Source organism: Flavobacterium sp. AK-345, from assembly GCF_058310175.1.
The window spans coordinates 196,319-208,495 of the sequence record NZ_JBZEER010000010.1 but is presented as its reverse complement, the minus strand read 5'-3'; the positions used below and the strand labels follow the sequence as shown (position 1 = coordinate 208,495).

The 12,177-nt window shown below is 33.1% G+C and carries 10 protein-coding genes; 6 read left to right on the top strand and 4 right to left on the bottom strand.

Annotated elements, in window-relative coordinates; all coding sequences use genetic code 11:
- Window positions 1–432: 432 nt before the first annotated feature.
- Window positions 433–972, bottom strand: a complete 540-nt coding sequence (locus AC4FQ3_RS17780) for a YceI family protein (RefSeq protein WP_491182724.1) — start codon at window positions 970–972, stop codon at window positions 433–435.
- Window positions 973–1,124: 152 nt separating this feature from the next.
- Between AC4FQ3_RS17780 and AC4FQ3_RS17775 the strand changes: the two genes are divergently transcribed.
- Both AC4FQ3_RS17775 and AC4FQ3_RS17770 read left to right on the top strand, forming a co-directional pair.
- On the top strand, window positions 1,125–1,442 hold the full coding sequence (locus AC4FQ3_RS17775; RefSeq protein ID WP_491182723.1) for a winged helix-turn-helix transcriptional regulator: 318 nt from the start codon (window positions 1,125–1,127) through the stop codon (window positions 1,440–1,442).
- A gap of 212 nt (window positions 1,443–1,654) precedes the next feature.
- Entirely contained in the window at window positions 1,655–2,890 is a 1,236-nt protein-coding gene (locus tag AC4FQ3_RS17770; protein ID WP_491182722.1) for a cystathionine gamma-synthase family protein, read from the top strand.
- An 86-nt stretch (window positions 2,891–2,976) separates the two neighbouring features.
- Here the strand turns inward: AC4FQ3_RS17770 and AC4FQ3_RS17765 are convergent, their stop codons facing one another.
- Together AC4FQ3_RS17765 and AC4FQ3_RS17760 are read right to left on the bottom strand one after the other, a co-directional pair.
- On the bottom strand, window positions 2,977–3,669 hold the full coding sequence (locus AC4FQ3_RS17765; RefSeq protein WP_073395044.1) for an SIMPL domain-containing protein: 693 nt from the start codon (window positions 3,667–3,669) through the stop codon (window positions 2,977–2,979).
- Between the two features lie 51 nt (window positions 3,670–3,720).
- Window positions 3,721–4,359, bottom strand: coding sequence for a rhomboid family intramembrane serine protease (locus AC4FQ3_RS17760; protein WP_491182721.1), 639 nt, complete (start codon window positions 4,357–4,359; stop codon window positions 3,721–3,723).
- 110 nt (window positions 4,360–4,469) lie between these two features.
- Between AC4FQ3_RS17760 and AC4FQ3_RS17755 the strand changes: the two genes are divergently transcribed.
- Together AC4FQ3_RS17755 and AC4FQ3_RS17750 are read left to right on the top strand one after the other, a co-directional pair.
- Entirely contained in the window at window positions 4,470–5,342 is an 873-nt protein-coding gene (locus AC4FQ3_RS17755; protein WP_491182720.1) for a lysophospholipid acyltransferase family protein, read from the top strand.
- Window positions 5,343–5,573: 231 nt separating this feature from the next.
- Window positions 5,574–7,964 (top strand): TonB-dependent siderophore receptor, encoded by a 2,391-nt coding sequence (locus tag AC4FQ3_RS17750; RefSeq protein WP_491182719.1) that lies wholly within the window; start codon window positions 5,574–5,576, stop codon window positions 7,962–7,964.
- Window positions 7,965–8,209: 245 nt separating this feature from the next.
- On the opposite strand, the gene glmM is transcribed toward AC4FQ3_RS17750, so the two are convergent.
- On the bottom strand, window positions 8,210–9,598 hold the full coding sequence (gene glmM / locus AC4FQ3_RS17745) for a phosphoglucosamine mutase (RefSeq protein ID WP_042564974.1): 1,389 nt from the start codon (window positions 9,596–9,598) through the stop codon (window positions 8,210–8,212).
- Window positions 9,599–9,909: 311 nt separating this feature from the next.
- Here glmM and AC4FQ3_RS17740 point away from each other — a divergent pair, with 311 nt between their 5' ends.
- Window positions 9,910–10,494, top strand: a complete 585-nt coding sequence (locus AC4FQ3_RS17740; protein ID WP_491182718.1) for an acyl carrier protein phosphodiesterase — start codon at window positions 9,910–9,912, stop codon at window positions 10,492–10,494.
- On the top strand, window positions 10,491–12,173 hold the full coding sequence (gene ggt / locus AC4FQ3_RS17735) for a gamma-glutamyltransferase (RefSeq protein WP_491182717.1): 1,683 nt from the start codon (window positions 10,491–10,493) through the stop codon (window positions 12,171–12,173). The genes AC4FQ3_RS17740 and ggt overlap by 4 nt, the downstream gene beginning before the upstream one ends.
- The last annotated feature ends 4 nt before the right edge of the window (window positions 12,174–12,177 follow it).

The window sequence follows — 12,177 nt, the reverse complement described above, 5'->3', positions numbered from 1 at the left end:
AACGGCTGTCAATTCAATATGTCTACGAACGTGTTTCAATTTTGTTTCGCTTGTGTTTCAAAGCGGGTGCAAAAGTACAACCTTTATTGACATTTGCAATACTTTACCAGCACTTTTTTTCAATCTTTTTTAAAACTATTTCCTAACTTTCTGATAACAATAATTTTAGACTAAAATCTTTTTTCAATTAAATAACGATTTTTCTTACTATTTGTATTAAGCACGTAAATTTACACTTTTAAAAAAACTCTCTTTTACTGATATCAGAGCCTTATCATATGTTTCTATCGATTTTGGATACACATATTCAAATAATTTTTAGAATCAATACTCAATTTTCTCAAAAACCCTTTTTATACTATATTATATATGTTAGCAAAAGAGTAATGCACAAGTAAAATCCTTGTGCATTTAAATAAACTTTAGAATATCCTACTCCACAATTTTAGAAATCTGAATATTTGCAATAAGTTTTACATCTTCCCCTAACCCCAGACCTCCTTTATCTGTAATCTTGTTCCAGGACATTCCAAACTCTTTTCGATTCACTATTCCTGTTATTTCAAATCCGTGTTTCACATTCCCATGTCCGTCATTTTCAAAACCGCCATATTCTACATACAATTCAATTGGTTTGGTTACACCTTTTAATGTCAGATTCCCTATCATGTTATAATGATTGTTATTCACTTTTAAAAAGGATGTAGAATCAAAAGTTATTTCAGGATAAGTAACAGCTTCAAAAAAGTCACCACTTTGTAAATGTTCATCCCTTTGTGACTGATTCGTATCTATACTTTTTACATCAATACTCAATGCAAATTTTGCATTGCTAAAATCTGTTCCTTCAGAAATTACATTTCCCTCGAACTTCCTAAAGGAACCGGTTACAGAAGAGATAACCAAATGTTTGATTTTAAATAACACTTCGGAGTGTACTGGGTCTATAACCCAAGTTGTTTTATTTTTCATAATTTTTACAATTTATTATATGAGCAAAATTATATACATTTACTATCTAATATATACTAGTTACCTCTTAGTAAGTAGTTACATTTAAGTAAGTATTGTTTTAAACCAAATTAGATATGAATCAAAAAAATGATGTTTGCCGACATAGATTAATGATTGCAAGGGACACTCTGGAAGTTATTCAGGGAAAATGGCGCTTGCCTATAATTATCTCTTTAAATCACGGAAACAAACGTTTTGGAGAAATACAAAGAGATATTACGGATATTTCTCCTAAAATGCTTTCGCAGGAACTAAAAGCTTTAGAAACAAATAAGATTATTACCCGCACTCTTTATGACAGTATGCCTGTAACTGTAGAATATTCACTTACTCCATTAGGAGAGAGCATGAGGAAACTACTAGATGAAATTTTAAACTGGGGTATTCATTTTAGAAAAGAAATTTTAGAAACGAGCATTGATAATTGACATATCAAGTCTTAATAGAGTTCCAGGTCTCTGTTACTTGTTAAATACAATTCATAATTTGCAGAAATACAAGGAAACTTTTTTCTCTTTGACATTAATGTTTTATCCATATTAATTGTGCTCGCTCAAATCGGGATACTACTATTTTATTGATTAATTTAGCTTAAAATAAATTAGACATTAACAAAACACAAGTTGCGCATACAATACCTATGAAAAATAAAAAAGGATTTACGACTACAATATTACATTCAGACCGACTTTTAAAACCTGAATTTGGCGCATTACATCAACCTATACATACAGCTGTAACGTGGGGATATGAAGATGTAAACGGACTTATTGATGTTTTTCAGAATAAAACAAAAGGTTATGCTTATTCAAGACAAGGCAATCCAACGGTGACTGCATTAGAAAATAAGGTAACACAAATGGAAAATGGTCTTTCCACGGTGGCTTTCTCCACTGGTATGGCCGCCATAAGTGCCACTATTTCATCGCTTTTAAAAAAAGATGATCACATTATTGCAAGTTCTTACCTCTTTGGTAACACCAGAAGTATTATGCAGACATTTACGGAAATTGGTATTCAAATATCTTTTGTGGATGTTACTAATATAGAGAACGTAAAAAAAGCGTATCAACAAAATACTCGTATGGTTTTTGTTGAAACTATCGCAAATCCGGCTACTCAAATCGCTGCATTGGATGAAATTGGTACTTTTTGTTCAGAGAATACTCTACTATATGTTGTTGATAATACGATGACGTCACCATATCTTTTTAAGTCTATTGATGTCAAAGCCAGTTTGGTTATTAATTCGCTGACAAAATATATAGGCGGTCACGGCAATGCACTTGGAGGCAGCGTTACAGATACGGGTTTGTATGACTGGAATAATTTCTCCAACATTGCACCTATTTTAAAAGAACAGATTTCTCCGGCTTTACTTGGGATTACTCAAATTAGAAAAAGAGGATTACGAGATGGAGGCGGTACATTATCTCCGGAAGCCGCACATAGTATTTCGGTAGGATCAGAAACTTTGGCTTTAAGATTGGAAAGAACCTGTAGCAATGCTTTAATTTTAGCTCGTTTTCTGGAAGATCATCAATTAGTCAAAAAAGTTAATTATCCTGGTTTAGAAAGTCATCCACAACATAAAATTGCATCCGATTTATTTGATGGATTTGGAGGTTTGATGAGTTTTGAATTAGACGATAAAGTTGATTGCGTAACTTTTTTAAACCGTTTGAAAATTGTTATCAAATCCAGTAATCTGGGAGATACGAGAACTCTCGCTATTCCGGTCGCAAGGACAATTTTTCATGAACTTGGTGCCGAACGAAGAAAAGAAATGGGAATTGAAGACTCTTTAATTCGACTATCAATAGGAATTGAAGACACGCAGGATTTAATAGACGACTTTACTCAGGCGTTGTACTAAATCTTTTTTCAATTAAATATAAAAAAATCCAAATCCCAATTTTTAAATTGGAATTTGGATTTATTATTTGGAATTTATTTGAAATATTATTCTAAAATAAAACTCACACTTACGTTTGCAGTAACTTCGATTTCTCCAATAGCAAGAGTTTCGTTTGAAGCTCCCATTGCATCTGCTGATTCTTTCATTCTCATTGCAGCATACATTGGCTGTGGCTGGTAAATTTGTGAATTATCAGAAATCACAAAAGCTTTCCCTACTTTTTGTCCTAAAACTGATACGTAATCTTCTGCTTTTACTTTAGCATCTTTCATTGCTAATTTACGAGCATCTGACTGTAACTGAACTAATTTAGAAGTTTCAAAAGAAACTTTATCTATACGATTGATTCCTTGTTGAACCAAACCTTCCATTAATTCATCGTATTTAGATAAATCTTTTAATACAATTTCTACAGTTTGAGTAGCATTATAACTTGTTTTCTTTTTTTCGTAATCGTATTGCGGATTTAGCGCAACTTGTTTTGTTTTAAAATCTGCTGTTGGAACATTCATTTTTTTAATGAATTTTAAAACAGCATCCATTTTTTCGTCGTTTTGCTTTTTGACGTCTTTAGCATTATTCCCTTTTGTTTCAACTGTAGCTGAAATACAAACCTGATCAGGCGCTACTTTTACTTTTCCTTCTCCATTTATATTAATTAGAGGAATTTGTTTGGTTTCCTGGCCGTAAGACATAGTCATAAACATGATTGTTAAAAATAATACTAGTTTTTTCATTTTTGTTAAATTTTAATTATTCAATAATGGCATTTCAAAAGTTGTGCCACATTATATTTTTCCCAATTTTGCGAGTGCAAAAAGTATCACAATCGGAATTGCCAGCAAGATTACCATCAACGTATGATCTGTTAGTAATGATGGTTCTTTTATCAAAGTAATCAAATAACCACCCACAGCACCTCCAAAATGGGCTGTATGACCAATATTATCGTTTTTAGCACGCATTCCGTAAATAGAATACAATAAATATAAAATTCCGAAAAGATAGGCTGGAATTGGAATCACAAAAAATATTCCCAACATCATATCCGGCTGTAAAAGAATTGCCGAATATAAAACACCCGTTACAGCGCCAGAAGCTCCAACGGCTCTGTAACTATAATCGTTTTTATGAAAAACCATTGTTAGTAAACTTCCAAAAATTAAGCTTCCAAAATAAACCAATGCAAACGAAAAATTACCCAGCCAGCCTAAAACCACAGGAGCAAAAAACCAAAGCGTAAGCATATTAAAAACTAAATGCATTATATCGGCATGCAAAAAACCGGATGACAGCATTCTAATTTGTTCTCCGGAACGGATACTTCCTACATGAAATTCATATTTTCTCATAAAAGAATAATCTTCAAAACCTTTCCAGCTAAATAAAACATTGGCAACTATAATCCCAATTAAAATGATATTCATAAAAATATTTAATTTGAAATGTAAATATAGTCATTCTTAAACATATGTTAGCATGAGACCAAAATATCCATCTTTATTCATTTTTATTTTATATTTGTAAAAAAAATTACATGCAATTTCTCGTTTATATATTGGCCTACCCTTTACTCTGGCTTATCTCTATATTACCTTTTCGAATATTTTATTGGCTGTCTGATTTCGTATATTTTATTATATATCACATTATAGGTTATCGTAAAAAAGTTGTACGAGAAAACCTTGCAATGACTTTACCGCATTTAAATGATGCTGAACGAAAAGAAATTGAAAAGAAATTCTACAAGCACATGTGTGATATGTTTTTGGAGACTATCAAAACGATGAGTATTTCTCCTGAAGAAATGGAGAAAAGATTTCAAGTCACTAATATTGAACTCGTACAGGATTATGCAAAAAAAGGTAAAAGTGTAATTCTAGTTGCCTCGCATTATGCAAGTTATGAATGGCTTTTGACCATTAATCCTAAACTTGGTTTTCAGGGAATTGCAATATATAAAAGGATTGCCAATCGCTATTTTGACAAATTAATCCGTGAAATTCGTTCAAAATATAATACAGAGTTAATTGAGACAAGACAAGCTATTCCGACTATGGCTCAAAATCAGCGTGAAGGAAAATTAAGTTTATACGGATTGGCAAGTGATCAGTCTCCGAAACTGGACAGAATTTTTCATTCAATGAAATTTATGGGTATTGAAGTTCCTGTACACACGGGAGCCGAAATGCTTGCAAAAAAATATGATTTAAGCGTGATAATGGTAAAAGTAAAAAAAGTAAAAAGAGGTTATTATGAAGCCACTTTCTTAACTATTGCTGATAATCCTAATGACTTTGAAAATTTTGAAATTACTGAAAAGTATTTAAAAGAAGTAGAAAAACAAATTTATGAGTGTCCTGAATATTATTTATGGACACATAAAAGATGGAAGCATAAGGTTGAATAATATTTTAGAAGAAATTAAAATCCAAAAAGCGCATATTGCTTTTTGGATTTTTTGTTTGATTAAACAAGTAATTATATTTAAAAAAGAGAATTACTTGTTTTAATTTATAATTTATTAAATAATGAACAACAAAAAACGTTATTTACTTTATTATTTAGAATAAATAAAGATAATTTGGTTTGTTTTAACACAACGTATACATTTGTGCTATTCGAAACAATTCTAAATAACATGAAAGTAAAAATATCATTTTCAAAGTTGATCTGCAGTCTAATGTTGCTGACAGCTGTAACTTCATTTGCTCAAACAGGTACTATTAAAGGTAGAGTTTCATTATCTAGTGATGAAAGTGCCGACAATGTTTCTGTAACTATTAGAGGAACTAAAATTGGAACCAATACTGATGCTCAGGGAAACTATGAGATTAAAAACATCAAACCGGGTAATTATACTTTAAGAGCTACTGCGGTAGGTTTTTCTTCTAAAGAAAAAAGCATCACTATTCAGGATGGAGATGAACTTACAGAAAACTTTACATTGACAACTTCATCTGAAACTCTTACTGAAGTATTTGTAAAAGGAAATGCTAACAAATATACTAAAACAGAAAGTGAATATGTTTCAAGAATGACGATCAAAAATCTTGAAAATGCTCAGGTTTACAATGTTGTTACTAAACAATTAATGAAAGACCAATTGGTAACAAATCAGGATGAAGCGTTGAAAAACGTTCCGGGTTTATACCAATTATGGGGAGCTACTAACCGTGCCGGTGACGGAGGTTCTTGGTTTTCACTACGTGGATTTACAACTCAGAGTTTGGTAAGAAATGGTATTGCAGGAAAAGTAAACAGTAATTCTGATGCTGCAAATCTTGAGAAAATTGAGGTTATAAAAGGGCCATCTGCTACATTATTTGGAAACGTACTTTCTTCATACGGTGGTTTAATCAACCGCGTAACCAAAAAACCTACTGAAAATTTTGGTGGAGAAATTGCTTACCAAAGCGGAAGCTATGGTTTTAATCGTTTGTCTGCTGACGTTAACACGCCAATTAACGACGATAAAACAGCATTATTCAGATTAAATGCTTCTGTTGGTACTGCAAATACTTTTCAGGATTTCGGTTATTCAAAAAGTTACTTTATAGCACCGTCTTTCTCTTATCAGGTAAACGAAAAACTGAATATCTCTATTGATGCTGAAATTGGAAATCAGGACAACTCTGGTATGCCGTTAATATACCTTTCTGCTTCTAGCGCAGATTTAGGATTTAATAACGCTAAAGATCTTAACATCAACTTTAAAAGATCATTTTTAGGAGATGAATTTATGACCAATACGAAAACATTTAATGTTTTTGCACAGGCTAATTATAAAATCTCTGATGAATGGACTTCACAAACTGTATTCAGCAGCAGCTCAAATAAAGCAGCGGGTTTACAAACTTGGTTTTATCTTTTAAAAGACGAGCAATTATCAAGAAATGCATGGGATGCAAATGGTAGAGACAATGCTATAGAATTCCAACAAAACTTTAATGGCGATTTCAAAATTGGATCAATGAGAAACCGTTTCCTAATTGGTGGTGATATTTATCACGGTACAAATAAATTAGGATACCAAAGTTTGCCTGGTTATGCTCCATACGATACAGTAAACTATAGCGGAACAGCGGCTAATTATTATGATTTTAACCCAACCAATGTAAAAAATGCGCTTGTTGGAAATGGTAATACCCCATATACTACAAATAGTGCTATATCAACATACAGTGCTTATGTTGCTGATGCAATTAACATTACAGAAAGCTTAATTCTTTCTGCAGCAGTACGTTTTGATCATTTTGACAATCAGGGAACATTTGATGCTGTTACAAATACAAAAGCTGATACGTTTTCTCAAAATGCATTCTCTCCAAAATTTGGTGCAGTTTATCAAATCATAAAAGACCAGTTATCTGTATTTGGTAGCTACCAAAATAGTTTTACAAACAAAGGGTTCTTAAATGCAAATGTTGATGGAGCTCTTCAAATGAAACAATTTGATCCTGAAAAAGCCAATCAGTTTGAAGGTGGTGTAAAAGTAAATGCTTTTCAAAATAAAGTAAGTGCTACAATTAGTTATTACAAAATTAAAGTTGAAGATATTGTAACAGCTGATCCAAATTTGCCAAATGCAAGCATACAAAATGGTACACAATTTAGTAAAGGTTTTGAATTAGAAATTACGGCTAACCCAATTGCAGGATTAAATTTATTGGTTGGTTATGCTAAAAATGATTCTGAGTTAAACGATTTAAGACCAGCAACTGCAGGACCAGAAAACTTAATCAACTACTGGTTAAGCTACAATTTACAAACTACTACACTTAAAGGTTTAGGTTTAGGATTTGGAGGTAATTACGGAGATGCCACATACATCTACAATGCAGGACCTGGACAAACTTTTGAACTTCCGTCTTACTCAGTTGTAAATGCTGCATTATACTACGATCAGCCTAAATACAGAGTATCTTTGAAAGTAAACAACCTTACAGACGAATTGTACTTTAATGGTTATACAACAATCAACGTTCAGGCTCCACGTACAATTATGGGAAGCTTAACATACAAATTCTAATCGAATTTCAAACATATAGAAATGCCCCGGACTCACGTTCGGGGCATTTTTTTTTAATCAAACGGTAAGATGTTTTTTTAACCGCAAAGTTCGCAAAGATTTTTATCTATGTAGCCTTCTAAAGCACAAAGTTCGCAAAGCTTTGTATTGACTTAACTTTGCGAACTTTCTATTGTGTTAACACACTTTTAAAAAAACCTTTGCGAACTTTGCGGTAAAAAATAATAAGTGGTATATTTTTTTATTTAAATTCCCGCAATTGCTTTTATTTCGTCTATAATTCGAAGTGCCAAAACATCAGCTTTTTCCTGAGATGGAGCTTCGGTATAAATACGAATAATAGGTTCTGTATTTGATTTTCTTAAATGAACCCATTCTGTAGCAAAATCAATTTTCACACCGTCTATTGTCGAAATATCTTCGTTTTTATATTTTTCAGTCATTGCAACTAAAATAGCATCAACATCAATTTGTGGCGTTAATTCAATTTTATTTTTGCTCATATAATATTCCGGATATGAAGCACGTAATGCCGAAACTGACATTTTTATATTCGCCAAATGTGTCAGGAACAATGCAACTCCTACCAAACTATCACGTCCGTAGTGCAATTCAGGATAAATAATTCCGCCATTTCCTTCACCGCCAATAATCGCGTTGTTCTTTTTCATCAATTCAACCACATTCACCTCGCCTACTGCACTGGCTTCGTAGTTTCCTTTATGTCCAACAGTTACATCGCGCAAAGCACGTGAAGATGACATGTTCGAAACCGTATTTCCAGGAGTTTTGCTCAACACATAATCAGCACAAGCGACTAGTGTATATTCTTCACCAAACATTTCCCCGTCTTCACAAATAAAAGCCAAACGATCCACATCAGGATCAACTACAACTCCCAAATCGGCTTTTTCTTTTACTACCAATTCAGAAATATCAGTTAAATGTTCTTTTAAAGGTTCCGGATTATGAGGAAAATGTCCGTTTGGTTCGCAATATAATTTTACTACTTCAACGCCCATTAATTCTAATAATTTCGGAATAATGATTCCGCCAGAAGAATTTACTCCATCAACAACAACTTTAAATTTTGCTGCTTTTACCGCTTCAACATCAACTAAAGGCAAATTCAAAACCTCGTCGATATGAATATCCATGTAAGCGTCGTTCATCGTGATTTCGCCTAAACTGTCTACATCCGAGAAATCGAAAGCTTCAGCATCGGCAATTTCAAGAATTTTAGCACCTTCGGCCCCGCTTAAAAATTCTCCTTTTTCATTCAGTAATTTTAGAGCATTCCATTGTTTTGGATTATGAGAAGCAGTAAGAATAATTCCGCCATCTGCTTTCTCCAAAGGCACTGCAACTTCAACAGTTGGTGTTGTCGAAAGTCCAAGATCAATTACATTAATCCCTAGACCAATTAACGTATTTACAACAAGATTGTGAATCATCGGACCAGAAATTCTGGCATCACGACCAATTACAACTGTTAGTTTTTCTTTTGAAGTATTATTTTTTAAAAAGGTTCCGTAAGCCGATGCAAATTTTACAGCATCAACAGGAGTCAGGTTATCGCCTACTTTTCCTCCTATCGTTCCACGAATACCGGAAATTGATTTTATTAAAGTCATTTTTTTGAGTTATAGTTACCGGTTACAAATATAAAAAAGATACTGAGGTTCTAAGATGCTAAGTGGCTAAGATTTTTTTTAAAGAGTTATTATCCCGAAGTGTCGGGACTAAGTTGCTAAGATTCTAAGATTTAAAAATAAACTAAAATGTTAAGTTTATATTGTGAAGTCTACTGGTAAAAACGATTTAAAAAAGATTTCATACTTTTACTAAAACAACTTAATTTCTTAGTCCCGAAGTTTCTGGTAGCAACTTTAAAAAAGAAAAACTTAGAATCTTAGCCTCTCAGAAACTTAGCAACTTAAAAAGAATGAATTTCCTTGCCCACATATATCTTTCCGGTGAAAATGATTTAATTAAAATTGGCAATTTCATGGCCGATGGAATTCGCGGAAAACAATTTGAACATTTCCCTGAAGATGTTCAGAAAGGAATTATTTTGCATCGTTTTATTGATACTTATACCGATTCCCACGATATTTTCAGACAAAGCACCAAACGGTTACATGAAAAATACCATCATTATTCGGGGGTGATTGTAGACATTGTTTATGATCATTTTTTAGCTAAAAACTGGTCCAATTATTCTGATGAAAAACTCGAAGATTTCATTAATAGATTTTATAGTTCCTTACATGAAAATTATGATATTCTAACCGAAAAAACACAAGGTATGATGCCCTACATGATTGATCAAAATTGGCTTTTGAGTTATAGAACCGTTGAAGGAATTCATCAAATTTTAACGCAAATGGACAGAAGATCAAAAAATGTATCAAAAATGCAATTTGCCAGTGAAGAATTAAAAGAATTTTATGACGACTTTGAACAGGAATTTACTGTGTTTTTTGAAGACATAAAACTGCATGCCCGTCAAAAACTACAATCACTATGAAGAAAATTACGCTTTTATTAAGCCTTATTTATATTAGCTGCTCAGCTCAGGTTTCTACAAATCCAACAGGATTAGTAACTTCAAAAGCGATGGTGGTTTCTGCCCGCGAAGAAGCATCAAAAATTGGAGTTGAGATCATGAAAAAAGGCGGAAATGCTTTTGATGCCATGATTGCTACAGAACTGGCTTTGGCAGTCTCTTTTCCTTTTGCAGGAAACATTGGCGGCGGCGGATTTATGGTTTACAGAAAAGCAAACGGCGAAGTTGGATCTTTAGATTATCGTGAAAAAGCGCCTTTGGCAGCATCAAAAGATATGTTTCTGGATAAAGACGGAAATGTTATAAAAGGAAAAAGTACCGAAACTGCACTTGCCATTGGTATTCCCGGAACTATTGCAGGAGTTTTTGCAGTGCATAAAAAATTTGGTTCATTACCAATGTCCGAAATCTTAAAACCTGTTATCGCTCTTGCCGAAAGAGGCGTTATTGTTACCAAAAAGCAGGAAAAAAGCATGAATAATTACAGAGAATCTATTGTAAAAGTAAATGGTTCAACTACGCTTTTGGCAACTAATTTTAAAGAAAAAGACACTATTAAATATACTGCTCTTGCCAATACATTAAAACGAATTTCTAAAAACGGCCGAGATGAATTTTACAAAGGAGAAACCGCTAAAATTTTAGTTGAATATCTGCAGCAAAAAGGTGGAATTATTACGCTTAAAGATTTAGCCAAATACGAAGCCAAGTGGAGAAAACCGCTTCAGTTTAATTACAAAGATTTAAAAATCACTTCGATGTCACCGCCAAGCAGCGGTGGAATTTGTCTGGCACAAATCCTGAAAATGATTGCTCCTTATGATTTGGCAAAAATGGGTCATAATTCGCCAGAAGCAATTCAGGTAATCGTTGAAGCCGAACGAAGAGCTTATGCTGACAGAAGTCAGTTTTTGGGCGATCCTGATTTTGTCAAAATTCCCGTAAAAGCATTACTTTCTGACACCTATTTAAAAGATAGAATGTCGACTTTTAATGTTGAAAAAGCCAGTTTGTCATCTGAAATAAAAGAAGGAAAAATAACGTACAACGAAAGTACAGAAACTACACATTATTCTATAGTAGACCAATTTGGTAATGCTGTTGCTGCAACTACAACCTTAAATGATGGTTACGGTTCTAAATATTATTGTGACGAATTAGGTTTTTTTCTGAATAACGAAATGGACGATTTTAGTGCAAAACCCGGATCTCCAAATATGTTTGGTCTGGTTGGAAGCGAAGCGAATAGTATTGCACCTCAAAAACGTATGTTGAGTTCTATGACACCAACAATCGTAGAAAAAAACGGAAAACTTTTTATGGTTGTAGGAACTCCGGGAGGATCTACTATTATTACTTCTGTTTTACAGACTATTTTAAATGTTTACGAATACAAACTAAGTATGCAGGGAGCTGTAAATGCTCCACGTTTTCATCATCAATGGCTGCCGGATCTTATTAATTTTGAAGCTGATGCTTTTGATATCAAAACTTTAGACCTATTAAAATCTAAAGGTTATTTGATTAACGAAAAACCAACTCCCGTACTTGGTAAAGTCGATGCAATTTTGGTTTTACCAAACAAAAATCTTGAAGGAGGTGCCGATTTTCGAGGAGACGATGCGGCTTCTGGTTTTTAAATTC

Coding starts and splice junctions, on each gene's coding strand:
- AC4FQ3_RS17780 (WP_491182724.1), bottom strand. CDS start 972: ATGAAAAATAAAACAACTTGGGTTATAGACCCAGTACACTCCGAAGTG.
- AC4FQ3_RS17775 (WP_491182723.1), top strand. CDS start 1,125: ATGATTGCAAGGGACACTCTGGAAGTTATTCAGGGAAAATGGCGCTTG.
- AC4FQ3_RS17770 (WP_491182722.1), top strand. CDS start 1,655: ATGAAAAATAAAAAAGGATTTACGACTACAATATTACATTCAGACCGA.
- AC4FQ3_RS17765 (WP_073395044.1), bottom strand. CDS start 3,669: ATGAAAAAACTAGTATTATTTTTAACAATCATGTTTATGACTATGTCT.
- AC4FQ3_RS17760 (WP_491182721.1), bottom strand. CDS start 4,359: ATGAATATCATTTTAATTGGGATTATAGTTGCCAATGTTTTATTTAGC.
- AC4FQ3_RS17755 (WP_491182720.1), top strand. CDS start 4,470: ATGCAATTTCTCGTTTATATATTGGCCTACCCTTTACTCTGGCTTATC.
- AC4FQ3_RS17750 (WP_491182719.1), top strand. CDS start 5,574: ATGAAAGTAAAAATATCATTTTCAAAGTTGATCTGCAGTCTAATGTTG.
- glmM (WP_042564974.1), bottom strand. CDS start 9,598: ATGACTTTAATAAAATCAATTTCCGGTATTCGTGGAACGATAGGAGGA.
- AC4FQ3_RS17740 (WP_491182718.1), top strand. CDS start 9,910: ATGAATTTCCTTGCCCACATATATCTTTCCGGTGAAAATGATTTAATT.
- ggt (WP_491182717.1), top strand. CDS start 10,491: ATGAAGAAAATTACGCTTTTATTAAGCCTTATTTATATTAGCTGCTCA.